The 23,288-nt window shown below is 74.5% G+C and carries 24 protein-coding genes; 14 read left to right on the top strand and 10 right to left on the bottom strand.

Annotated features, from left to right (window positions below; translation table 11 throughout):
* Positions 1-9: 9 nt before the first annotated feature.
* Positions 10-969, bottom strand: a complete 960-nt coding sequence (locus tag MODMU_RS18620; protein ID WP_014741919.1) for a pseudouridine-5'-phosphate glycosidase — start codon at positions 967-969, stop codon at positions 10-12.
* Positions 970-1,038: 69 nt separating this feature from the next.
* On the opposite strand from MODMU_RS18620, the gene MODMU_RS18615 reads away from it, so the two are divergent.
* On the top strand, positions 1,039-1,269 hold the full coding sequence (locus MODMU_RS18615; protein WP_014741918.1) for a DUF3039 domain-containing protein: 231 nt from the start codon (positions 1,039-1,041) through the stop codon (positions 1,267-1,269).
* A gap of 4 nt (positions 1,270-1,273) precedes the next feature.
* Here MODMU_RS18615 and MODMU_RS18610 read toward each other — a convergent pair whose 3' ends face one another.
* The 5 genes from MODMU_RS18610 to ppgK all read right to left on the bottom strand — a co-directional run bounded on the left by MODMU_RS18610 (position 1,274) and on the right by ppgK (position 7,821).
* Positions 1,274-2,215 carry a YihY/virulence factor BrkB family protein gene (locus tag MODMU_RS18610; RefSeq protein WP_231851683.1) on the bottom strand — a complete coding sequence of 314 codons (942 nt, stop codon included), beginning with the start codon at positions 2,213-2,215 and terminating at the stop codon, positions 1,274-1,276.
* Positions 2,216-2,427: 212 nt separating this feature from the next.
* Complete coding sequence (locus tag MODMU_RS18605; RefSeq protein WP_014741916.1) at positions 2,428-4,593, bottom strand: VanW family protein; 2,166 nt, start codon at positions 4,591-4,593, stop codon at positions 2,428-2,430.
* Between the two features lie 146 nt (positions 4,594-4,739).
* On the bottom strand, positions 4,740-4,964 hold the full coding sequence (locus MODMU_RS18600; RefSeq protein WP_014741915.1) for a DUF7455 domain-containing protein: 225 nt from the start codon (positions 4,962-4,964) through the stop codon (positions 4,740-4,742).
* A gap of 460 nt (positions 4,965-5,424) precedes the next feature.
* Positions 5,425-6,729 (bottom strand): RNA polymerase sigma factor, encoded by a 1,305-nt coding sequence (locus MODMU_RS18595; RefSeq protein ID WP_041797152.1) that lies wholly within the window; start codon positions 6,727-6,729, stop codon positions 5,425-5,427.
* Positions 6,730-7,077: 348 nt separating this feature from the next.
* A complete protein-coding gene (gene ppgK, locus MODMU_RS18590; protein ID WP_014741912.1) occupies positions 7,078-7,821 on the bottom strand; it encodes a polyphosphate--glucose phosphotransferase in 744 nt (247 codons plus the stop codon).
* A gap of 63 nt (positions 7,822-7,884) precedes the next feature.
* Between ppgK and MODMU_RS18585 the strand changes: the two genes are divergently transcribed.
* Positions 7,885-8,703, top strand: coding sequence for an inositol monophosphatase family protein (locus tag MODMU_RS18585; RefSeq protein WP_041797147.1), 819 nt, complete (start codon positions 7,885-7,887; stop codon positions 8,701-8,703).
* A gap of 36 nt (positions 8,704-8,739) precedes the next feature.
* Here MODMU_RS18585 and MODMU_RS18580 read toward each other — a convergent pair whose 3' ends face one another.
* Both MODMU_RS18580 and MODMU_RS18575 read right to left on the bottom strand, forming a co-directional pair.
* Complete coding sequence (locus MODMU_RS18580) at positions 8,740-9,273, bottom strand: LytR C-terminal domain-containing protein (RefSeq protein ID WP_014741910.1); 534 nt, start codon at positions 9,271-9,273, stop codon at positions 8,740-8,742.
* 58 nt (positions 9,274-9,331) lie between these two features.
* Positions 9,332-10,378 carry a phosphotransferase family protein gene (locus tag MODMU_RS18575; RefSeq protein ID WP_014741909.1) on the bottom strand — a complete coding sequence of 349 codons (1,047 nt, stop codon included), beginning with the start codon at positions 10,376-10,378 and terminating at the stop codon, positions 9,332-9,334.
* 348 nt (positions 10,379-10,726) lie between these two features.
* On the opposite strand from MODMU_RS18575, the gene MODMU_RS18570 reads away from it, so the two are divergent.
* The 7 genes from MODMU_RS18570 to MODMU_RS18535 all read left to right on the top strand — a co-directional run bounded on the left by MODMU_RS18570 (position 10,727) and on the right by MODMU_RS18535 (position 15,470).
* Complete coding sequence (locus tag MODMU_RS18570; protein ID WP_014741908.1) at positions 10,727-11,029, top strand: DUF4193 domain-containing protein; 303 nt, start codon at positions 10,727-10,729, stop codon at positions 11,027-11,029.
* A gap of 155 nt (positions 11,030-11,184) precedes the next feature.
* Entirely contained in the window at positions 11,185-12,102 is a 918-nt protein-coding gene (locus tag MODMU_RS18565) for a hypothetical protein (protein WP_014741907.1), read from the top strand.
* A 53-nt stretch (positions 12,103-12,155) separates the two neighbouring features.
* Complete coding sequence (gene dut / locus MODMU_RS18560) at positions 12,156-12,680, top strand: dUTP diphosphatase (RefSeq protein WP_014741906.1); 525 nt, start codon at positions 12,156-12,158, stop codon at positions 12,678-12,680.
* Between the two features lies 1 nt (position 12,681).
* Positions 12,682-13,404, top strand: coding sequence for a DUF3710 domain-containing protein (locus tag MODMU_RS18555; protein WP_014741905.1), 723 nt, complete (start codon positions 12,682-12,684; stop codon positions 13,402-13,404).
* Positions 13,401-14,213, top strand: a complete 813-nt coding sequence (locus tag MODMU_RS18550) for an alpha/beta hydrolase family protein (RefSeq protein ID WP_014741904.1) — start codon at positions 13,401-13,403, stop codon at positions 14,211-14,213. Before MODMU_RS18555 ends, MODMU_RS18550 begins: the two co-directional genes overlap by 4 nt.
* The gene (locus MODMU_RS18540; RefSeq protein WP_014741903.1) at positions 14,210-14,623 is read left to right on the top strand and encodes an OB-fold nucleic acid binding domain-containing protein; all 414 of its coding nucleotides are present in this window, start codon (positions 14,210-14,212) and stop codon (positions 14,621-14,623) included. Before MODMU_RS18550 ends, MODMU_RS18540 begins: the two co-directional genes overlap by 4 nt.
* A 64-nt stretch (positions 14,624-14,687) precedes the next feature.
* Positions 14,688-15,470 carry a DUF3159 domain-containing protein gene (locus MODMU_RS18535; RefSeq protein WP_014741902.1) on the top strand — a complete coding sequence of 261 codons (783 nt, stop codon included), beginning with the start codon at positions 14,688-14,690 and terminating at the stop codon, positions 15,468-15,470.
* Here the strand turns inward: MODMU_RS18535 and MODMU_RS18530 are convergent.
* Both MODMU_RS18530 and MODMU_RS18525 read right to left on the bottom strand, forming a co-directional pair.
* Positions 15,467-16,135 carry a potassium channel family protein gene (locus MODMU_RS18530; RefSeq protein WP_014741901.1) on the bottom strand — a complete coding sequence of 223 codons (669 nt, stop codon included), beginning with the start codon at positions 16,133-16,135 and terminating at the stop codon, positions 15,467-15,469. The two genes, MODMU_RS18535 and MODMU_RS18530, sit on opposite strands and share 4 nt — an antisense overlap.
* Positions 16,135-16,803, bottom strand: a complete 669-nt coding sequence (locus tag MODMU_RS18525; protein ID WP_014741900.1) for a potassium channel family protein — start codon at positions 16,801-16,803, stop codon at positions 16,135-16,137. Before MODMU_RS18525 ends, MODMU_RS18530 begins: the two co-directional genes overlap by 1 nt.
* Before the next feature lie 198 nt (positions 16,804-17,001).
* Between MODMU_RS18525 and MODMU_RS18520 the strand changes: the two genes are divergently transcribed.
* From MODMU_RS18520 to MODMU_RS18500, 5 genes are all read left to right on the top strand, one after another.
* The gene (locus MODMU_RS18520; RefSeq protein WP_014741899.1) at positions 17,002-19,038 is read left to right on the top strand and encodes an APC family permease; all 2,037 of its coding nucleotides are present in this window, start codon (positions 17,002-17,004) and stop codon (positions 19,036-19,038) included.
* Between the two features lie 79 nt (positions 19,039-19,117).
* On the top strand, positions 19,118-20,347 hold the full coding sequence (locus MODMU_RS18515; protein WP_041797140.1) for a class I SAM-dependent RNA methyltransferase: 1,230 nt from the start codon (positions 19,118-19,120) through the stop codon (positions 20,345-20,347).
* 93 nt (positions 20,348-20,440) lie between these two features.
* A complete protein-coding gene (locus MODMU_RS18510) occupies positions 20,441-20,809 on the top strand; it encodes a hypothetical protein (protein WP_014741897.1) in 369 nt (122 codons plus the stop codon).
* Between the two features lie 106 nt (positions 20,810-20,915).
* Positions 20,916-22,835: a 1-deoxy-D-xylulose-5-phosphate synthase gene (gene dxs, locus MODMU_RS18505; RefSeq protein ID WP_014741896.1), complete on the top strand. Its 1,920-nt coding sequence runs from the start codon at positions 20,916-20,918 to the stop codon at positions 22,833-22,835.
* 83 nt (positions 22,836-22,918) lie between these two features.
* Complete coding sequence (locus MODMU_RS18500) at positions 22,919-23,200, top strand: thiamine-binding protein (protein ID WP_014741895.1); 282 nt, start codon at positions 22,919-22,921, stop codon at positions 23,198-23,200.
* Positions 23,201-23,288: the final 88 nt, after the last annotated feature.

The raw sequence follows: 23,288 nt of genomic DNA, 5'->3' as shown, positions 1-23,288 counted from the left end.
GTCGGCCGGTCAGCGGGGGAGCGCCGCGAGCTCGGCCGCGATCTGCCCGGCGAGCTCGGCGTTGCGCAGCACCAGCCGCACGTTGACCTCCAGGCTGGCCCCGCCGCTGGCCTCGTGCAGGTGGCCCAGGATGAACGGGGTGACGTCCTTGCCGCGGGCCCCGGCGGCGTCCGCGGCGGCGAGCGCGTCGGCGATCACCCGGTCGTGCAGCTCGGCGTCCAGCTGCTGGTCCACCGGCAGCGGGTTGGCCACCACGACCGCGCCGGGGGCCAGCCCGCGGCGGGCGGCGAAGACCCGGGCCGCCTCGGCCGGCGTCTGGACCGACCAGTCGACCGAGGACCCGGAGTCGGCGACGTAGAAGCCGGGGAACTGCGTCGTCCGGTAGCCGACGACCGTCACCGACAGCGACTCCAGCCGCTCCAGGGTGGCCGGGACGTCGAGGATCGACTTCACGCCGGCGCACACCACGACCAGCGAGGTGCGGGACAGCGCGGTCAGGTCGGCGGACTCGTCGAAGGTGTCGCTGGCGTGCCGGTGCACGCCGCCCAGGCCGCCGGTGGCGAACACGCCGATCCCGGTCCGCTCGGCCAGCAGCGCGGTGCTGGACACGGTGGTGGCCCCGCTGCGGCCCAGCGCGGCGGCGATCGGCAGGTCCCGGATGCCCAGCTTGGCCAGCTCGGGGTCGGCGCAGACCCGGTCGACCTGCTCCGCGGTCAGGCCGACGTGCGGGACGCCGTCCAGGACGGCGATGGTCGCCGGCACCGCGCCGCCGGCCCGGACGGCGTCCTCGACCTGGTCCGCGGCCTTGCGGTTCTCCGGGCGGGGGAGGCCGTGGGCCAGCAGCGTGCTCTCCAGCGCCACGACCGGTCGGCCGGTGGCGAGCGCGTCGGCCACCTCGGGGGAGAGGACGGGGGCGGTCGGCACGGCCGGGGAGGTGGGAACCGTCGCGGGCTGGGAGGAGTTCTGCACCCTGTCATCATGGTGGGCGGTCCGCGGGCGACCGGTCACCGGTCCCGCACCCCGAGCCAGGGAGCAGACGTGAGCAGCAGCGACATCCTCGAGCGGCCGGACGTCCGCGACGCCGACACCGGCAGCGCCAACGAGGTCTTCCACTACGTGAAGAAGAACAAGATCGCCGAGAGCGCGGTCATGGGCACCATGGTCGAGGCGCTCTGCGGCGAGGTCTTCCCGGTCACCAAGACCCCCAAGCCCGGCAGCCCGGTCTGCCCGGCCTGCAAGGAGGTCTACAACCAGCTCCGCAAGGAGTAGCCGGTCAGTCCCGCAGGCCCAGCTTGTGGGCCTCGAGCTCGATCTTGGCGGCCCGGCGGGCCTGGCGGCGGGCGTCGTGCCGGCGGCGCTTCGCCGGCCACCGGGCCTCGATCGTGGCGTTCAGCTCCCCGCCGAGCAGCAGCGCCATGCCGAGCAGGAAGCAGAACAGCAGGGCCGCGATCGGGGCGGCGAGCGCGCCGTAGGGCAGTGCCGTGGTGAGGATGTCGGCGACGTAGCCCCGCAGCACGGTGGCAGCGACCACGAAGAAGACGACGGCGAAGATGGCCCCCGGCAGGTGCCGGTGCCAGGGGATCCGCCGGGGCAGCATCACGTGGTAGAAGCTGGTCAGCACCAGGACCAGGCCGACCACGACCAGCGGCCAGTACACCGCGTTGACCAGGATGCGCCCGGTGCCCTGCCAGTCGGTGGGCAGCAGGTCGATCAGCGTCTCCCGGCCCAGCACCAGCAGGGGCAGGGTCAGCACGGCGGCCACCAGACCGCAGATGAACAGCCACAGCGCCATCAGCCGGGTGGCGATGGGGCCGCGCACGTCCCGCTGCCCGTAGGCGATGACGCCGGTGTTGATGAAGGTCGCGGTCGCCGAGGACCCGGCCCACAGCGACACCAGGAAGCCCAGGCTGACCACGTCGAGCCGGCCTGAGTTGAGGATGTCGTCCAGCGTCGGCTGCACCAGGTCGGCGACCACGCCGGGGGTGAGCGCCTCGGCCGAGGCGGTGACCAGCTGGTTCTCGATCTCCGCGACCTTGTCCGCGCCGATCCAGTCACCCAGGTAGCCCAGCGAGCCCAGCAGCCCGATCAGCAGCGGCGGGACCGAGAGGACCTGCCAGAAGGCCGCCTCCGCGGACAGCCCCAGGATCCGGTCCGACCAGGCCTTCGCCAGGCTGGCCCCGAGGACCTCCAGCGGCACCCGGACCGGGGCCGGCAACCACCGCAGCCGACCGCGGCGGGCAGGCTGCGGACGCGGCTCCGCCGGTCCGTCCTCGGCGCGCGGCTCAGCGCCGGGGTCCCCGGTGTGCTCACCGGCGGACGCCGTGGAGCTGCGTGGGACGGCGGAGGCCACAGCTCCAGTGTGCACGGCGGCTCCGGCGGAGGGGCGCTGCTGACCTGCGGACACCCACCCGGAGGGGGGTGAGGGGCTCAGCGGCGTCGACGACGGGCGCGGGCGCGGACGTCGTCAGCAGGCCGGGCACCGGGACGGCGTCCGGCCGGGGTCGCCGGTGCCGGGGTGCCGGTGGTGGCCGGCTGTCCCGCCGCGGGGTCGGCCGGCGGGACGCAGCGGATCACCGCTTCCGCGGCGTAGTGGGTGTCGAAGTCCTCACGGCGCAGCTCGGTCCCGGTGGCCGGGTCCTTGAACACCCGGGTCACGGTGATGTCGAACCCGGTCGAGCCCGACTGCGGGGTGCAGTTGCCGTCGTCGACCTTGTCCTGGACGGCCGGCTCCCGCAGGTTGCGGCGCGGCCCGCTGACCGACTCGACCTCGTAGTGCTTGGTGCCCCAGAAGGTCACCGTCAGCGCCCCGGGGACCCACTCGGTCTGCACGTAGATGCCGGTGTCGGTGTCGTTGCGCCACTGCAGGTCGATCGCGCCCTCGTAGACCGTCGCCTCGCGGCCGGCCGGGTAGCGGCTGATGTAGAAGCTGTGCGGCTTGTGGTAGACGTCCTCGAGGCCGGCGAAGAAGACGGCGTTGAACATCGTCGTGGCGAACTGGCTGATCCCGCCGCCGACGGCCTGGGAGAGCTCGCCGCCGCTGATGACCGCGGCCGGCACGTACCCCTGGGCGGTGCCGCGCGGGCCGGTGTAGTCGTTGAGGCTGAAGGTCTCACCCGGCTTCACCACCGCGCCGTCCACCTCCTCGGCCACCACCCGGATGTTGGTGCCGCTGGCGGAGCTGGTGAAGTTGGTGGTGAAGGTGCTGACCTGCTCGGTGATGCCCAGCGCCTGCGCCTGCTCGGTGGTGAACGCGGCGGGCACCGGCCCGAGGGTCGGGGTCACCGAGCGGGGCGCCGGGTCGTCGAGCACCGGCAGCAGCTGCTCGGCCAGCTGGGCGGGGTCGATCCCCTGACCGTCGACCGAGGGCACGACGGAGATCGCGTCGCCGGACACCTCGAAGCGGGCGTCCTGCGCGGGGGAGCCGAAGGTGGCGAACTCCTCGCCCATCGCGGTCTGCAGCGCCGTCGGGTCGACAGCCACCGCAAGAGTGCCGTCGTCCTGGGGGGTGAAGGTCAGCGAGGCGGCGATCGCGCTCTCCGGGACGTCGACGGCGTCCGCGCCGTCTGCCCCCGCGACGGTGACCGGGGCGGCCAGTGCCGGCGTGACCGTCTCGTCCAGCACGCGCTGGGCCTCGGCCCGCTCGACCCGCACGGGCGCGACGTCGACGGGCAGGTCGACCGGCGAGGCCGGGTCGGCGGCGGAGGCGACCGCCGCGGTGATCGCGTCGGCGGCGCCGTCGCGGTCCAGGGTGCGGCCGTCGACGGGCTCGACGAGCGAGGGCGTGGTGCCGTCGAGGGTGATCGTGGCATCGACCGGGGCGCGGTCCACCGTGGTGGCGAGCTGCTCGACCTGGGCGTCCAGCGAGGTCCGGTCGACGGCCAGCACCGGGTCGACGGTGCGGTCGGCGAACAGCGAGGTGAGCCGGGTCCACGGGTTGAGCGGCTGGTCGTCGACGGTGTCGACGGTGCGCGGCACGTCCAGCGCGATGCCGGCGTCCGGGGGGTGCAGCAGCCCCTCCACGTCGTCGGCGGCCAGCGGCCGGTCGGCGACCACCCGGGGCGCGAGGTCGCTCTCCAGCCGGTCGGACGCCGCCGCGGGGGAGAGCCCGCCCAGCTCGACGCCGGCCACCACCGTGCCGCGTGGGACGTGGTCGCCGGCGGCGACCAGGTCGACGCCGTAGGCGACCCCGAGCGCGAGGACCGCGGCGGCGGGGACGAGCAGCGCGCGCCGGCGCCACCACGGACCACCGGCCTCCGCCTCGGCCGGCGGCTGTCCAGGGGGCCCCGCCGAGTCGCCGGGCGGGTCGGTGTCGTGCGCGGGACCGATCACCTGGGTGTCCGAGCCCTCGCGTGCGGCGGTGTCCGGCGCGGTGGCCACCGGCGGGTCCTCGTCCGGGACGGGCGGGATCAGCTGGGTGTCCGACGGCTCGGCCGCCGGCTCCTCGACCGCGGGCTGCTCGGCCGTCGGTGCGGGCCCGGGCGCGGCAGGACCGGACGGCTGGGGCACCGGCGGCGCGCTGCGGCTCCGGCCGATGGTGCCGTCCGGCTGCAGGCGCACCGTGTCGGCGGCGTCCCGGGGAGGGTCCTGCGGCATCGATCCGTCTCTGGCTGGGGGGAGACCGGTGGCCGGTCCCGGGGACGACGAAGCCGCCGACTCCCCGGTCCCGCGGTGCGGGTCCGGGAGGTCAGCGGCTTCGTCGGGTGAGGGCTTCATCGCTCGCGCGACGATAGTTGCCCCACTCAGCTGGAGACGCGCGCCTCGCCGTCTGTGTCGATGATGTCGACGGCGATGTCACGGAGCTTGCTGTCGTACTCACGGGCGTGGTGCCCGCAGAAGACGAGGTCGCTGCCACTGGGGAGGACCACTCGCACCTTGGCCAGAGCACCGCAGCGGTCGCAGTGGAAGGGAACGACGAGATCTTCGGTGGGCGGGGTCGTCGTCAGCGTCTGGGTCATCTGGCTCATCACTCGCTCTCTACCGCACGGACCCGCGACTGCGGCTCGGCCTCCTGCACAGCGCCAGGATGGCCCCTCGTGTTCCCGTTCCGGCTGCTGATGTGCCCCGACTCGCAGAAAGAGATGCGGTCGTGACACGGACAACGGCGGTGGAACGGTCCAGCAGGGGACGTCACTGGTTCGGAACTGGGTCCGGATGGTGCACGTGCTCTCTTGCGTGATCACCGGCCGGGCCGGCTGTGGGTCCGCTGCTGTTCTGACCTCGCCCACGCTACGCCGTCTACCCGGCACGTGCCGTCGTACACAGCCGGGTCACCCGATGGGACCGGATCGTCATCTGCCGTTCACACGCCGACGGCCGGCCACCCCGCAGGAGTGACCGGCCGCCGATCCATCGCAGGGCTCTGCCCGGCCCCCTCCAGAGGCTCGTCCCGAGCGTGCGAGGGATGAGGAGGAGGGGGTGTTTCGACTAGTCCAGGTAGTCGCGCAGGACCTGCGAGCGGCTGGGGTGGCGCAGCTTGGACATCGTCTTGGACTCGATCTGCCGGATCCGCTCCCGGGTGACCCCGTAGACCTGGCCGATCTCGTCCAGCGTGCGCGGCTGGCCGTCGGTGAGGCCGAAGCGCAGCCGGACCACGCCCGCCTCCCGCTCGGACAGCGTCTGCAGCACGCTGGTCAGCTGGTCCTGCATCAGGGTGAAGCTGACCGCGTCGACGGCGACGACGGCCTCGGAGTCCTCGATGAAGTCACCGAGCTGGCTGTCGCCCTCGTCGCCGATGGTCTGGTCGAGGCTGATCGGCTCCCGGGCGTACTGCTGGATCTCCAGCACCTTGTCCGGGGTGATGTCCATCTCCTTGGCCAGCTCCTCCGGGGTGGGCTCGCGGCCCAGGTCCTGGAGCAGCTCGCGCTGGATGCGGCCGAGCTTGTTGATGACCTCGACCATGTGCACCGGGATGCGGATGGTGCGGGCCTGGTCGGCCATGGCGCGGGTGATGGCCTGCCGGATCCACCAGGTGGCGTAGGTGGAGAACTTGTAGCCCTTGGTGTAGTCGAACTTCTCGACCGCGCGGATGAGCCCGAGGTTGCCCTCCTGGATCAGGTCCAGGAACGCCATGCCGCGGCCGGTGTAGCGCTTGGCCAGCGAGACCACCAGGCGGAGGTTGGCCTCCAGCAGGTGGTTCTTGGCGCGCTCGCCGTCACGGACGATCCAGTTCAGGTCGCGGCGCATCTGCGGGGAGAGCTTCTGGCCCTCCTCCTCGACCTGGCGCAGCCGCTCGGCGCCGTAGAGACCGGCCTCGATCCGCTTGGCGAGGTCGACCTCCTCCTCGGCGGTGAGCAGCGCGACCTTGCCGATCTGCTTGAGGTAGGCGCGGACGGAGTCGGCGGAGGCGGTGAGCTCGGCGTCCTTGCGCGCCTGGCGCAGCGCCTCGGACTCCTCCTCGTCGTCCCACTCGAAGTCGCCGCTCTTCTCGTCGCCCTCGTCGGTCTCGGCGACGGCGACGCCGTCCTTGCCGGTGACGACGGTCTCGTCGAGCTTGAGCCCCTCGGGGCCCTCGACGACGGCGACGGCGGTCCCGTCACCGGCGACGGCGGTCAGCACGGTGCCCTCGCCGGCGCCCGGGGAGGGGGCGATCGTCGGCTTGCGGGCGGCGGCCTTCTTCGCCGGGGCCTTCTTGGCCGGGGCCTTCTTGGCTGCGGCGGTCACCGAGGCGGTGGACTGCGTCGAAGCGCTGGCACGGGCGGCGACCGTCCGGCTGCGACTCGGACTGCTCACCGTGGTCTCCGGCTGGTCGGACGGCTGGTCGGCGGGCACTCAGGGTTCCTTCCCGTGCAACTGCGGTGCGTTCCTCGAGGGCCGTGTGGCCCGCGGGCAGCGGCCCCGGACCGCACCCAGCACCGTGGCCCACCGCCAGGCCCTGCGAGGTGACACACCGCGAGGTGTTTCACCGGGCTGGGAGAGGGGGATGACCTGCTGGCTGGGGGGTTGACGCGGTGGGGCTCCTCCATTGTAACGACGCGCACGCGGCGGTCCACCGGTTCTGCGCCAGGAGCGGCCGGAGGACCCGCGCGTCACCCCTACCGGGGGAGGACGCCGGGCGTCCCACGCCGGCGTGCGGGGGCCTCACTGGCCGATGTGCTGCTCCGCGGCGAGTGCGGCCCCGACGATGCCGGCGTCGTTGAGCAGCTCGGCGGGGACCACCCGGGTGCGGGTGGACAGCAGCGGCACCCACTTGTCGGCCTTCTTGCTGACCCCGCCCCCGACGATGATCAGGTCGGGCCAGATGCTGCGCTCGAGGGTGTCCAGGTAGCGGTCGACGTGCTTGGCCCACTGCGGGTAGCTGAGCCCCTCGCGCTCGCGGGCGGACGCCGAGGCGTGCTTCTCGCCGTCGTGACCGCCGACCTCGATGTGCCCGAACTCGGTGTTGGGCACGAGCGTGCCGTCGATGAACAGGGCGCTGCCGATGCCGGTGCCGAAGGTGAGCATGAGCACCAGGCCGCGCTCGCCCTTGCCGGCGCCGTAGGCCATCTCGGCGATCCCGGCCGCGTCGGCGTCGTTCAGCGTCTGCACCGTGCCCGGGATCACCGCCTCCAGCCCCTTGGCCATGTCGGTGCCGATCCAGGAGGAGTCCATGTTGGCGGCGGTGAACGTCACGCCGTGCTTCATCACCCCCGGGTAGGTGACGCCGATGCGCCCCTCCCAGCCGAACTGCCCGACGATGTCCGCCACCACCCCGTACACGGGGTCGGGCAGCGCCGGTTGCGGCGTCGGGATGCGCACCCGCTCACCGACCAGCTCGCCCTTGTCCAGGTCGACCACGCAACCCTTGATGCCGCTGCCACCGATGTCCACTCCGAAGCCCTGCACGGGAGGCAGGCTAGCGACAGTTCCGACCTCCGGCGCGCAGGTCGGGCAGGATCCCTCTCCGTGATGACCTCCGGCAGCACCGCACCCGACCTGCGCACCGAGCTGCTGGAGCTCGCCCGGGCCACCGCCGAGGAGGCCGCGGCGCTCGTCGGCGCAGGTCGCAGCACGGCCGCGGACCAGGTGGACACCAAGTCCAGCCCGGTCGACGTCGTCACCGCGGTGGACACCGCGAGCGAGGCGCTGATCGTGCGCCGGCTGACCGACGCCCGGCCTGACGACGGGGTGCTGGGCGAGGAGGGGGCCGCCCGGGAGGGCACCAGCGGCGTCCGCTGGGTGGTCGACCCGATCGACGGCACGGTCAACTTCCTCTACGGCTTCCCCGCCTACGCCGTGTCCATCGCCGCCGAGGTCGACGGGCGGACCGAGGTCGGCGTGGTGCTCAACGTGGCCACCGGGGAGCTGTTCACCGCGGCGCGCGGCCGGGGCGCCTGGCTGACCGCGCCCGGCGCCGCCACGATGCAGCTGCACGGCAGCGGGCCGGTGTCCCTGGAGCAGACGCTGGTGGCCACCGGGTTCGGGTACCGCGTCGAGCAGCGCCGGGCGCAGGGGGCGGTGGTGGCGCAGCTGGTGACCGAGGTGCGCGACATCCGCCGGAACGGCTGCGCCTCGCTGGACCTCTGCTCGGCCGCCGCCGGCCGGGTGGACGCCTACTACGAGCTGGACCTCAAGCCCTGGGACCACGCCGCCGGCGCGCTGGTGGCGGCCGAGGCCGGCCTGGTGGTCACCGGCACCGAGGGTCGGCCCTTCGCCGAGCCGATGGCGGTGGTCGCCGCCGCCACGATCGCCGAGCCGCTGGTGGCGCTGCTGGAGCGCCTTCACTGAGCCCGTCGCGATCCTGCGGATCGCGACAAGGGGAGCTCAGCAGGCGTTCTCGGCGCTGGCGATCGGGGCGAGGGCGGCGTCCACCTGCTCCTCGGTCGCCAGCCCGGCGAAGTCCGGGCCGATCACCAGGTCGACGACGGCGGTGGCGCGGGTGTCGGGGCGCAGCGTCGAGCCCGGCAGGTACAGCTGCAGGTACTCGGCGGTGCTCTTGCCGCGCGGGCCGAAGCGCAGCTCGCCGACCCCGGTCACCTCGTTGCCGCTGTTGTCGTTGGCGATCTCCTCGACCACGAACGCCCGGCTCTGCAGGGTGGTCGCCACCTCGCCGGCCTTGCCGGCCACCTCGCTGGCGTTCAGCACCCGCAGCGTGACGGTGGCCGGGTCGAGCGACTGGGGTGCCGCGCTGGCGCTGCTGCAGGCGGCGGCCTGCGCCTCGTTGCGGGTCTCCTCGTCGGTCAGCACGTTCCACCACACGACCAGGGCGGCCAGCGCCAGGACGAGCAGGAAGGCCAGGGCGGGGATCGGCCGACGACGCCGGGCGCCGGCGGGGCGCCGCTCGGTCGGCTCGCTCACAGTTCGTCCACGCCGGCGGGATCGCACACGCGGCAGACCCTAGCTGCGGCCGGGGCGGCTACAGCGCACCGTCGTCGAGCGCGGCGCGTCCCAGCTCGACGCAGGGGTCGATGCGGTCGGCGTAGCCGCTGGTGTCCTTCCCGGCCATCGCGCCGGCGGCCGACCGGGCGACGATCCCGGCGATGATCGCGGCGAACTTGAAGTAGGCGAAGCCCACGTACCAGTTCAGGTCCGACAGGTCCGCCCCGCTGCGGCCGGCGTACCGCTCGGCCAGCTCCAGCCGGGTCGGGAAGCCGGGCAGCGCCGACACCGAGTTCACCGACACCGCGCGGTCCTCACCGGGCTGCGGCCAGTAGACGAACAGCATGCCCAGGTCGGTGAGCGGGTCGCCGAGGGTGGACATCTCCCAGTCCAGCACCGCGCGGATCCGGCCGGGGGTCTCCGGGTCGAGCAGGCAGTTGTCCAGCCGGTAGTCCCCGTGGGTGATGCCGGACCGCCGTGAGGTGGGCACCGTCTGCGCCAGCCGGGCGGCGAGCGCGTCCAGCGCCGGCCGCTCGGTGTCGCGGGTCGCGTCCCACTGCTTGGTCCACCGGCGCACCTGGCGCTCCAGGAAGCCCTCCGGCCGGCCGAAGTCCGCCAGGCCCACGGCGGCGGGGTCGACGGCGTGCAGGTCGGCGAGGACGTCCATCAGCCCGTCGGCGACGGCGCGGCGCTCGGCCGGCTCGTCGGCGTAGCCGGGGGGCAGCTCGGACACGACGTGCACCCCGACCACCCGCTCCATCACGTAGAACGGGGCGCCCAGCACCGAGGTGTCGGTGGCCAGGTGCAGCGTGCGCGGGACCGGGACGGCGGTGTCGACGAGCGCCGAGATGACCCGGTGCTCCCGGACCATGTCGTGCGCGGTGGCCAGCACGGCGCCGGTCGGGGGGCGCCGGAGGATGACCGCGTCGTCCGGGGAGCCCCCCTGCGGGGTCACCACGTAGGTGAGGTTGGACATGCCCGCGGCGATCAGCTCGACGTCGACCGATCGCCACTTCTCGTCGCCGAGCGCCGTCGCGAGGTAGGGCCCGACGACCCCCGGATCAGCACCCACAGTGGTCGCCACGGCGGCAGGGTAGCCTCTGGCGCTCCGCCCCTCAGCCGCCGTCGCCGGGGACCCGGATGTGTCGCTCTCGGGGGGGTGGGCACAAACCGGGCTCCAGCGGCGTTGGGCGGCTGGCCGGAGCGTGCACGGAGCGCGCGCAGGGCTGTTCCGGAGGGACGACCGACGGAGCCGCGCTGGATGCGTCCGGGCACGACAGAAGGACACCGGCCGGTGGCTCAGCAACGGGGCAGCGGCCGGCGACAGACCACCGGCCGCTGCGGCGGCCGGGGCCACCGGCCGGGGCGCTGCGGCGCCCCGGCGAACGAGCGGGCCGCGTGCCCGCGCTGAAGAGAAGAGAAGGGGCACACCATGGCCACCGACTACGACGCCCCCCGACGCAACGAGTCCGACGAGCTGGGTGAGGACTCCCTCGAGGAGCTCAAGGCCCGCCGCGCCGAGGCTCAGTCCTCCTCGGTCGACGTCGACGAGACCGACTTCAACGAGGCCCTCGAGCTGCCCGGGGCGGACCTGTCCAATGAGGAGCTCACCGTCCGCGTGCTGCCCAAGCAGGAGGACGAGTTCACCTGCTCGCGCTGCTTCCTGGTGCACCACCGGAGCCGGCTGGCGACGACCCGCAACGGGCAGCCCGTCTGCCGCGACTGCGCAGCCTGAACAAGGACCCCCTCGCCCCCCACCGCTCGCAAGCTCGCGGCGGGACCCTGCGAGGGGGCCGTTCCAGCACGTCACCCGGCCGGCCGGCTGGCGGGTTGGCGGCGGGGGAGCAGGGGAACCGTCCACCGGACGGCGCCACGGACGGAAGGAAGTCGATGACCGAGCAGTCGCGCAGGTCCGCACAGCCCCGGGACGTGCCGCCGCCCCGCCCCGTGGAGCCGGTCGAGGGCGAGGTCGTCGGCGGTGAGACCGGGCTCGGTCCGGCTGCCCGCGCGCTGGCCGACGCCGTCGCCGGGCTGCTCGGCCGGGACCCCGCCGCCGACCAGCCGAGGGGTGCCTCCCGCACGTCCGCCGGTGCCCGGGCGGCGACGGGCGTGCTCAGCGACGTCATCTCCGCGGTGGCTGCGGCCGCCCGTTCCGCCGCCGACCCCGGCGGTGCCGAGCGGGACCGGACGTCCACCGGCACGAAGGGCTCGCGGGCGCCCAGCGGGGTGCTGACCGACCTGCTCGACGCCGCCGCGCCCCGGCTGCCGATCCGCGACCGCGACCGGCTGCGCCAGGCGTACCCGGGTGCCTCGGACGCCGAGATCGCCGACGCCCTGGTCGCCCGGGCCACCAAGCTGACCGCCGGCATCGGTGCGGCGGTCGGCGGGCTCACCGCCGCTCAGTGGTTCGCCCCGCCCTCGCTGATCGCCGTCCCGCTGGAGCTCGGCGCGCAGACGGTGCTGGTCGCGGCCGTGGAGGTCGTCCTGGTCGGGGAGCTGCACGAGCTGGCCGACCGGCGCGCCGCCGGCGACGCCGCGGGGCGGGCGCGGGCCTACCTGACCAGCTGGACGACCCAGCGCCCCGTGGGCCGGACCGGCTCAGGCGGGCTGTTCGGCGTGATCAGCACGGCCACCGCCTCGGCGATGCGCCGCCAGGTCACCCGACGGCTGGCCCGCAGCACGACGTCCATGGCGCCGCTGCTCGTGGGGGCCACGCTGGCCGCCCGGGCCAACCGGAAGGCGACCGGCGCCCTCGCCGACGAGCTGCGCGGCGAGCTCGGCCTGCCGCCGTCGTCCGCGCCGCGCTGACCGGGCTCCGGCCGCCCTCCACGGGCCCGGGTGGCGCGGCTAGCCTCGCCGCCGTGCCCGTTCCCTCCTCCGACCCCCCGGCCCCGGTCGCCGCGGTGGTCGACGTCCCGGTGCTGCTGAGCGGACCGGACACCGAGCCCCCCGCCTACGCGCTCCCAGGCGACGCCGGTGCCGACCTGTGCGTGGCCGAGGACGTCGAGCTCGCACCCCACCAGCGGGCGCTGGTCGGCACCGGGGTCGCGGTCGCCATCCCCGAGGGCTTCGCCGGGTTCGTGCACCCGCGCTCGGGCCTGGCGCACCGGCTGGGGCTCAGCCTGGTCAACGCGCCGGGCACCATCGACGCCGGCTACCGCGGCGAGATCAAGGTCAACCTGGTCAACCTGGACCCGGCGACCACCATCCGGCTGCGCCGCGGCGACCGGGTCGCGCAGCTCGTCGTCCAGCCGGTGGTCCGGGCCCGATTCGTGCCGGTCGGCGAGCTGCCGGGCAGCGAGCGCGGCAGCGGCGGGCACGGTTCCACGGGCGGTGCGGCGGTGCTCGCCGCCCCCTCTCCCTCAGCACTGGAAGGACGGGTCTGACATGCCGTTCGGACGCCGGCGCAACCGCATCGACCGGAGCCTGCGCGAGCGCGGGGTCCCGCCGGAGCCGCAGGTGCGGCAGCGTGAGGAGACCGAGACCACCGGCCCCTGGGACGCCGCGGACGCCCCGGAGGACGGGCTGGCCCGGATCGACCTCGGCGCGCTGCGGCTGCCCGCGCTGAGCGGGATGGAGCTGCGGGTCGACGTCAACCCGCAGCAGCAGGTGGTCGGGGCGAGCCTGCGGTCGGGGGAGTCGCTGCTGCAGCTGTCGGTCTTCGCCGCCCCCCGCGCCGGTGGCCTCTGGGACGACGTCCGCGCCGAGCTGGCGAAGAGCGCCAGCGGGCAGGGGGCTTCGCTCACCGAGGTCGAGGGCCCGTTCGGCACCGAGCTCGCCGGCACCGTGCTGCTGCCCGGCCCGGCCGAACCCGGTGCGACCACCCCGCCCCGGCCGGTGCGCCGGCCGGCCCGCTTCCTCGGCGTCGACGGCCCCCGCTGGTTCCTGCGCGGCATGCTCACCGGACCAGCGGCCGCCGACCCGGCGCAGGCGGCCGCCCTGGAGGAGGCGTTCCGGGCCGTCGTCGTCGTCCGCGGCACCGCGGCCATGCCGGTGCGCGACCAGCTGCCGCTGACCCTGCCGCCGCAGGCCGCCGCCCAGGTCGCCCGGCAGCAGGCCGCCGGCCGCCCCGGCGGCCCGGTGACCCCGCCGAGCGGCGGTGCCGGGTGACCGGCCCGGTCGTCACCGCCTACGGCCCCGGCCCGGACCAGTTCCTGGAGGTCTCGCTGCCGGCCGGTGAGGGCCCGGCGCCGGTCGTCGTCGTCCTGCACGGCGGGTTCTGGCGCGCCCGCTACGGCGTGGAGCTGGCCCGGCCGCTCGCCGCCGACCTGGCCGCCCGTTGCTGGGCGGCGGTCGCCGTGGAGTACCGCCGGGTCGGCGCCGGTGGCGGCTGGCCCACCACCCTCACCGACGTCGCCGCCGCCATCGACGCGCTCGCGGACCCCGCCGTGGTGGGAGAGGAGGTCGCCGCCCGGCTCGACCTCACCGACGTGACCGCGGTCGGCCACTCCGCGGGCGGGCACCTCGCGGCCTGGGCGGCCGGCCGCGGCCGGCTGCCCGCCGGTGCACCGGGGGCAGCGCCCCGGGTGCCGGTCACCGCCGCGGTGTGCCAGGCCGGCGTGCTGGACCTGGGGGCCGCGGCGGCCGACGACCTGGGCAGCGGGGCGACCGTGGAGTTCCTGGGCGGGACGCCGGAGGAGCTGCCCGACCGCTACGCGGCCGCCGACCCGGTGCGGCTGCTGCCCACCGGCGTGCCGGTGCTGTGCGTGCACGGGGAGGCGGACACGACCGTCCCGCTGGACCAGAGCGAGCGCTACGCGGCGGCCGCCGCGGCCGCCGGGGACCGGGTCGAGGTGACCGTCGTGCCCGGGGACCACATGGTGGTGATCGACGTCGCCGGGGAGGCCTGGCGACGCACCCGCGAGTGGCTGAGCGCACGCCGCCCGGTCGCGGCGGACGGCACTACCCTGGGGTCGTGACCACCACCAGGACCGACTCCGCAGCAGGGCACGGCGCGCAGCCCGGCGCCCGCGGCTGGCTGTCCCGCAAGCTGCAGAAGCTGACCGCCGACGACCAGACCGTCGACGCCGAGGAGCTGCAGTCCGACGTCGTCTCGGCCGGCTGCGCGCCGGTGAGCGCCTGTCGCAAGGGCGAGGTCGTCACCGTGACCGGCCGGCTGAAGTCGGTCGTCTACACCCCGCGCGAGACGGTGCCGACCCTGGAGGCCGAGCTCTTCGACGGCTCCGGCTCGGTCACCCTGGTCTGGCTCGGTCGCCGCCGGATCCCCGGCATCGAGCCCGGGCGCCGGCTCACCGCCCGCGGCCGGTTCGCGGCCTTCGACGGCCGTCGGGTCATCTACAACCCCTGGTACGAGCTGAGCGCCGGGTGACCTCGGGCGCACCGGGGCGGCACGGGGGGAGCCGGCGGTGAGCGGGACGTCACCGGGCGGGGGCGTGACGTTCGACCGCCACCTGGTGCTGGACCAGCTGGGCGGCTGGCGCGGGATGGTCGACGCCTCGCTGCCCACCATCGCCTTCATCGTCGCCAACGGCATCGGCGACCTCACCGTCGGCATCTGGGCGGCCGTCGTCGCCGCGGTGCTGGTCTTCCTGCTGCGACTGGTCCGCCGGGAGAGCATCCAGCAGGCGATCAGCGGCCTGTTCGCCGTCGCCGTGGCCGTGGTGATCGCCGCCCGCACCGGCGAGGCGCGGGACTTCTTCGTGCTCGGCATCATCCGCAACGCCGCCATCGGCGTCGTCCTGCTGGGCTCGCTGCTGGTGCGCCGGCCGCTGGTGGGCGTGGTCGCCGAGTGGCTCGCGCCCAGCCACCTCGGCGCCATGTCCGGCCACCGGCTGCCCTCGCTGCGCGGCCGACCGCGCAGCGGCGGTGCCCCGGTGCAGCCGGACGCCCCCGAGGCCGCCGTCGAGGGAGCCGAGCCGGGGCGCCCGCAGGACCCCGAGCCGGACGTGCACTGGCGCGACGACCCGCGGATGGTGCGCGCCTACGGCTGGCTGACCGTGCTGTGGGGCGGGGTCTTCCTGCTCCGGGCGGCCGTGCAGGGCGTCTTCTACTCCCTCGACGAGGTCGGCTGGCTGGGCACCTCGTCAGTGGTGCTGGGCCTGCCGGTGACCGCCGTCCAGCTCGTGATCACCCTGTGGGTGGTCGCCCGCCTGCACCGCCACCGCGCGGAGGAGCCGGCCGTGACGGGGAGCGACGAGGAGCGTCCCGCCGCTTAGCAGCTGCCGTCGGGGCACATGACCCGCTGCAGCTGCTCCTCGATGTCGCCGTGGGTGACGAACAGCAGCTCGTCCCCGGCCTCCAGCGGCTCGTCCGGGTCCGGGGCGATGACCCGCTCCCCGCGCAGGATCGTGGTGAGCACCGTCTCCCGCGGCAGCGGCACGTCGCGCACCGGCCGGCCCACCCAGGGGGTGTCCTCGGCCAGGGTGATCTCGACCAGGTTCGCCGCGCCCTTGCGGAAGCTCATCAGCCGGACGACGTCGCCGACGGTCACCGCCTCCTCCACCAGCGCGGCGAGCACCCGCGGGGTGGAGACGGCGACGTCGACGCCCCACGCCTCGGTGTAGAGCCACTCGTTGCGGGGGTCCTTGACCCGGGCGACCACCCGGTTGACCGCGAACTCGGTCTTGGCCAGCAGCGAGACGACCAGGTTGGACTTGTCGTCACCGGTGGCGGCGATGACGACGTCGCAGGTGGCCAGCTGGGCCTCCTCCAGGGAGGTCACCTCGCAGGCGTCGGCCTGCACCCACTCCGCGCCGGGCACCGCCTTGGGCTTGACCCGGGAGCCGTTCTTCTCGATGAGCATGACGGCGTGGCCGTTGCCCAGCAGTTCCGAGGCGATGGACCGGCCGACCGCACCGGCGCCCACGATGGCCACGCGCATCAGTGCTGCCCTCCCGAGGGTCCCTGCTCGACGGCCAGGTGCACCCGGTCGGTGTGCTCGTCGGTGGTGGCCACGACCAGGTGGTCGCCGGTCTGCAGCACGGTGCTGGTGGTGGGCAGCTGGGCCTCACCGAACCGGACCAGCCACGCCACGCGGGCGCCGGAGGCGGACTCCAGCTCGGTGAGCGGGCGGCCCACCCAGCCGTCGGTCACGGTGAGCCGCATGAGCAGGACCTTGCCGGTCGGCTCGCGCCAGATCTCGGACACCTTGACCGACAGCAGCTCGCGCAGCAGCCGGCTGACCGTCCACGGCACGGTGGCGACGCTGGGGATGCCCATCCGCTCGTAGACCTCGGCCCGCTTCGAGTCGTAGATGCGGGCGACGACGTGCTCGACGCCGAAGGTCTCCCGGGCGACCCGGGCGCTGATGATGTTGGAGTTGTCGCCGCTGCTGACCGCGGCGAAGGCGCCGGCGGAGTCGATCCCGGCGTCCAGCAGGGTCTGCCGGTCGAAGCCCAGGCCGGTCACCTGGCGGCCGCCGAACTCCGGGCCGAGCCGGCGGAAGGCCTCCGGGTCCTGGTCGATGACCGCGACGCTGTGGCCGATCGCCTCCAGCCGCCGGGCGATCTGCGAGCCGACGCGGCCGCAGCCCATCACGACCACGTGCACCTGTTCCACCCTGTCTGTCGCCGGTCCGAGGAGCGGGACCGCGCCGCTCCCGGCGGGGCCCACCGCGCGCGAACGTACACCTGGCAGGGGACCGGGAACCGGCTGCCGGGCGCACCGGGCACCCGTCCGGGTGCTGCTGTGAGGGAGGTCGCCCCGTGTCGGCACACCGGGGGCTCCGACGTCCGTACCATCGCCGCCGTGCCGACCCTGTCCGACCTCGGACAACTCCCGAAACGTCTCGTCCTCGGCCGCCCCGTCCGCAGTGACAAGGCGGGTGAGTCGCTGCTGCCCAAGCACCTCGCCCTGCCGATCTTCGCCAGCGACCCGCTGTCCTCCGTCGCCTACGCGACGCAGGAGATCCTGCTGATCCTCACGCTGGCCGGGACGACGTTCCTGTTCCTCGCCCCGTGGCTCGCCGCGGCCGTCGTCCTGCTGCTCACCGTGGTGGTGCTCTCCTACCGGCAGGTGGTGCACGCCTACCCCTCGGGCGGCGGCGACTACGAGGTCGCGATGAAGAACCACGGGCAGTTCGCCGGCCTGGTGGTGGCCAGCGCGCTGCTGACCGACTACGTGCTCACCGTGGCCGTGTCGGTCAGCTCCGGCACCGACAACATCATCTCGGCCTTCCCCGGGCTGGACGAGCACCGGCTGGCCATCGCCGTCACCCTGGTCGTGCTGCTGGTGGCCGCGAACCTCCGCGGGGTGCGGGAGTCGGGGAAGACCTTCGCCGTCCCGACGTACCTGTTCATCGGCGGCATCGTGGTCATGATCGTCACCGGGCTGGTCCGCGACTTCGTGCTGGACAACCGGGTGGTCGCCGAGAGCGCCGGCTACGGCATCGAGCCGGAGGCCGGGTACGCGCAGGTGACCGGGCTGGCGCTCATCTTCTTCGCGCTCCGCGCGTTCGCCTCCGGGTGCACGGCGCTGACCGGGGTGGAGGCGATCGCCAACGGCGTCCCGGCCTTCCGGCCGCCGAAGAGCAAGAACGCCGCCACCACGCTGGCGCTGATGGGTGGCATCGCCGCGCTGATGTTCGCCGGGGTGACCGCGCTGGCCCTGCTCTCCGACGTCAAGTACGTCGAGAACACCTGCGACCTGATCGGGTTCGCGAACTGCACCACCGAACCGCAGCGCACGGTCGTCGCCCAGGTCGCCGCGGCGACGTTCGGCGGCCCCGACTCGATCGGCTTCTACTACATCCAGGCAGCGACCGCGCTGGTCCTCATCCTGGCCGCCAACACCGCCTTCAACGGCTTCCCGCTGCTCGGCTCGGTGCTGGCGCAGGACCGGTTCATGCCCCGCCAGCTGCACACCCGCGGGGACAAGCTGGTCTACAGCAACGGCATCCTGCTGCTGGCCGGGTTCGCCGTCCTGCTGCTGGTGGTCTTCGACGCCGACTCCACGAAGTTGATCCAGATGTACATCGTGGGCGTCTTCACCAGCTTCTCGATCGGCCAGTGGGGCATGGTCCGGCACTGGAACCGGGAGCTGCGCGGCCTGGAGGACCCGGTGGTGCGGCGGCGGATGCAGCGCTCCCGGGTGATCAACACGATCGGCGGGTCGCTGACCACCGTCGTCCTGGTGATCGTGGTGGTGACCAAGTTCGCCGGCGGTGCGTGGATCGTCATCGCCGCGATGCCGCTGATCTTCCTGCTGATGCGGTCGATCAACCGGCACTACTCGCACGTCGCCAGCCAGCTGGTGCCCGACAGCGACGTGCGGATGAAGCCGAGCAAGGTGCACGCCGTCGTGCTGGTGTCCAAGGTGCACAAGCCGACGCTGCGGGCGCTGGCCTTCGCCCGGGCCACCCGGCCCGACGTGCTCACCGCGCTCACCGTCAACGTCGACGACGCCGACACCCGGGCGCTGCAGGCGGACTGGGAGCGCTACGACATCCCGGTGCCGCTGACCGTCATCGACTCCCCGTACCGGGAGATCACCCGGCCGGTGCTCGACTTCGTCCGGGACATCCGCCGGTCCAGCCCGCGCGAGCTGGTCGTCGTCTTCGTGCCGCAGTACGTGGTCGGGCACTGGTGGGAGAACCTGCTGCACAACCAGAGCGCGCTGCGGCTGCGCACCCGGCTGCAGTTCCAGCCCGGCGTGATGATCACCAGCGTGCCCTGGCAGCTGGAGAGCTCGCTGGACCGGGGCAACAAGCTCGACGGCAACGGCCCCGCGCCGGGCGACCTGCGCCGCGGCCTGACCGACGAGGTCGAGCAGACCCCCTATGGCTGACGAAGGACCACCCTTCCCCCCACGCCTCGCAAGCTCGCCGCGGGGCCCTGAGGGGCGGCCGGACAAGCCCTCGAAGGGCCTGGGTTGGGAAGGTCGCCGTTTTGAGGTGACCGTCGGGCCGGTGGCGCACGGCGGGCACTGCGTGGCCCGGCACGAGGGCCGGGTGGTCTTCGTGCGGCACACGCTGCCCGGCGAGCGGGTCGTCGTCGCGGTGACCGAGGACCGGCACGCCGGGTTCTGCCGGGCCGACGCCGTCGATGTGCTCGAGGCCGCGCCGGACCGGGTCGAGCGCCCCTGCCCGCACAGCGGACCCGGGAAGTGCGGCGGCTGCGACTGGCAGCACGTCAGCCACGAGGGCCAGCTGGGGCTCAAGGCCGCCGTCGTGCGGGAGCAGCTGTCCCGGCTGGCGGGGCTGGACCTGCCCGTCACCGTGGAGGCGCTGCCCGGCGGGCCGCTGCGCTGGCGGTCGCGGGCGCGGTTCGCCGTCGACCGGACCGGTGCGCCCGGCCTGCGCCGGCACCGCTCGCACGACGTCGTGCTGCTCGACGACTGCCCGATCACCGTCGAGCCCGCGGCGGCGGCCGTGCTCGGCCGGCGCTGGCCGGGGGCGGGCGCGGTGGACGTCGCCGTCGACTCGGCCGGGGTGGTGACGACGACCCGGCTGGACCGGCGCGGGCAGGCCACCTCCACCCGGGTGCTGCGGCCCGGCGCCGACGTCCCGGAGGAGCCGGCGGGGCGGGCGCAGCGCTCGGCGGGTGGCCGGGACTGGGAGGTCGAGGGCACCGGCTTCTGGCAGGTGCATCCCGGCGCGGCCGACGCCCTGGTCGGTGCGGTGTCGGCCTTCGCCGGCGTGCGGCCGGGGGAGACGGTGCTCGACCTGTACGCCGGCGCGGGCCTGTTCGGCGGTGCGCTGGCCCCCGGGGTCGGCGCCGGGGGACGCGTGGTCTGCGTGGAGTCCGACGCCGCGGCGTGCGCGGCGGCCGACGCGAACCTCGCCGACCTGCCGCAGGCCGAGGTGTGGCAGGGCGACGTCGACGCGCCGGGCCTCACCGAGCTGCTGGCCGAGCTGGGCCGCCCGGACGTCGTCGTCCTGGACCCGCCGCGGGCCGGCGCCGGCCGCGAGGTGAGCCGGGTCATCGCCGGTGCCGCTCCCCGGGCGGTGGTCTACGTGGCGTGCGACCCCGCGGCGCTGGCCCGGGACGTCGCCGTCCTCGCCGAGGGCGGCTACCGGCTGGCGGCCCTGCGCGCGTTCGACTGCTTCCCGATGACCGCCCACGTGGAGTGCGTCGCGCTGCTCGTCCCTGCCTGATCCCGGTCACGGGGCCGCGCGGACAGGGTCACGGATCGAACACGTGTGCGATCCGGTGTCGAGGAGCTGCCGGTGGGGGCCCACACTGGCCGGGTGGACGGATCGCTGCCGCCGGGCTGGCCCGACGAGGTCGCACCGCCCGGCGCCCCGGACTGGGAGCGCACGGCGGTCGCGTGGCTGTACGACCTCGTGCCGCATGACTACCGCGCGCACGAGGTGCTGCGGCGGTACCCGGTGCTGCTCGCCCGGTTCGCGGCCGACCACGTCGCCGCCGGGCTGGAGGCGGCCCGGGCCGGCTGGCGCACGGTGCGGGTCGAGCTGGCCGACCAGCTCCCGCCGGACGCGATGGAGGCGGCGATCCGCGCCTACGAGCGGGAGGGTGCCCGACTGAGCCAGGCGGCCCGCGGTGTGGAGGTGGTCGCGGGAGCGCTGCGCGGCGAACGGTGGGTGCCCCGGCTCTGAGCGCCTCCGCTCACCAGGGCAGGTCTCCGGTTCGCAGTTACAGTGGATGTCCCCACCGGTTGCGCCCTTCCCGTCGCCGCCGACGTCGAGAGGACCCTGCTCCGTCGTGTCGTTGCTCCGCTCGTTGACCGGGCCCGCAGACCTCCGCGCCCTGGCGCCCGACCAGCTCCCCGCGCTCGCCGCGGAGATCCGGGACGCCCTGGTCACCAGCGTCGCCAGGACCGGCGGCCACCTCGGCCCCAACCTCGGCACGGTCGAGCTGACCATCGCGCTGCACCGGGTCTTCGAGTCCCCGCGCGAGCCGATCGTGTTCGACACCGGCCACCAGGCCTACGTGCACAAGCTGCTCACCGGCCGGCTGGACGGCTTCGCCCAGCTCCGCCAGCGCGGCGGGCTGTCCGGGTACCCCAGCCGCACCGAGAGCGAGCACGACTGGGTCGAGAACAGCCACGCGTCCACCTCGCTGTCCTACGCCGACGGGCTGGCCAAGGCCTTCGCCGTCCGCCGTGACCCGCGCCCGGTGGTCGCGGTCATCGGCGACGGCGCGCTCACCGGCGGCATGGCCTGGGAGGCGCTGAACAACATCGCCGCTGGTGACCGGCCGGTCGTCATCGTCGTCAACGACAACGGCCGCTCGTACTCCCCGACCATCGGCGGTGTCGCCGACGCCCTGGCCACGCTGCGGCTGCGCCCCGGGTACGAGGACGCGCTGGCCGCCGTCCGGCAGGCGCTGCACAAGGCGCCGGTCGTGGGCACGACCCTCTACGACGCGCTGCACGCCATCAAGAAGGGCCTCAAGGACGTCCTCAGCCCGCAGGGCATGTTCGAGGACCTCGGCATGAAGTACGTCGGCCCGGTCGACGGCCACGACGTCGCGATGATGGAGTCGGCGCTGCGGCGGGCCCGGTCCTTCGGCGGGCCGGTCATCGTGCACGCCGTCACCACCAAGGGGTTCGGCTACCCGCCGGCGGAGACCGACACCGTCGACGCGTGGCACTCCACCGGGGTGTTCGAGCCCGACAGCGGGCTCTCCTCGGCGGCGGTCGGACCGGAGTGGACCGACGTCTTCTCCGACGAGCTGGTCCGGATCGGCAGCGAGCGCTCCGACATCGTGGCCATCACCGCCGCGATGCTGCACCCGACCGGCCTGGCGTCCTTCGCCGAGCGGTTCCCGGAGCGCACCTTCGACGTCGGGATCGCCGAGCAGCACGCGCTCACCTCGGCCGCCGGGCTGGGCATGGCGGGGCTGCACCCCGTCGTCGCCATCTACTCGACGTTCCTCAACCGCGCGTTCGACCAGCTGCTGATGGACGTCGCCCTGCACGGCCAGCCGGTCACCGTCGTGCTCGACCGCGCCGGTGTCACCGGCTCCGACGGCGCCTCGCACAACGGCATGTGGGACATGTCGATCTGCTCGATCGTGCCCGGGCTGCAGCTGGCCGCCCCGCGCGACGAGCCCACCCTGCGCGAGGCGCTGCGGGAGGCCGTGCAGGTCACCGACGGCCCGACGGTCATCCGGTTCCCCAAGGGCGCGCTGCCGGTGGAGGTGCCGGCGCTGGAGCGCCGCGGCCGGGTCGACGTGCTCCGCCGGGGGGCCACCCCCGAGGTGCTGCTGGTCGCGGTCGGCTCGCTGGTGCCGATCTGCCTGGCCGCCGCCGAGCGGGCCGCCGACCACGGCATCGAGGTCACCGTCGTCGACCCGCGCTGGGTGCTCCCGGTGTCCGACGACCTCGTGGAGCTCGCCGCCGCCCACCGGCTGGTGGTCACCGTCGAGGACGGCGGCCGCTCCGGCGGGGTGGGGTCGACGCTGTCCCAGGTCCTGCAGGACGCCGACCACGACGTGCCGGTGCGCACGCTGGGCCTGCCGCAGCAGTTCTTCGACCACGGCAGCCGCGGGCAGGTGCTGGCCGACGCCGGCCTCACCGAGCAGGACGTCGCCCGCCGGATCGTGGAGTGGGCCGCCCGGGTCGCCGACCGCGCGGCGGCGACGAACGAGTCGGCGCGGGTCGAGGGCCAGCAGCAGTAGCAGGACCCCCGTGCCCCCACCGCTCGCACGCTCGCGGTGGGCCCCTGCACGCGGGCCGGAAGAGCCACAGGAGGTCCTACGTCATGGTGATCGCCGAGATCCAGGTGGCGCCCTCACCGCCGGGAACCCCTGACGACCCGCACGCCTACGTCGAGGCCGCCATCGGGGTCATCCAGGGCTCCGGTCTCCGCTGCGAGGTCGGCGCGCTGGGCACGACCCTCGAGGGGGACGCGGACGCCGTCTGGGCGACCCTGCGCGCCGCGCACGAGGCGATGATGGCCGCGGGCGCGACCGGCGGCATCTCGCACCTGAAGGTCGCCACCGTTGCCCGCACGATGGACAGCCTCACCGCCAAGTTCCGCTGAGCGATCCCGTCGTCCTCCCGCACCAGAGGCCGTCCTCCCACACCGACGCCGGTGCGGGAGGACGGCCGTCGATCAGGTCACCTGATCC

Origin of the sequence: Modestobacter italicus, assembly GCF_000306785.1 — a bacterium.
GTDB classification, from domain to species: Bacteria; Actinomycetota; Actinomycetes; order Mycobacteriales; family Geodermatophilaceae; genus Modestobacter; species Modestobacter italicus.
This window is presented reverse-complemented; position numbering and strand designations above follow the sequence as displayed.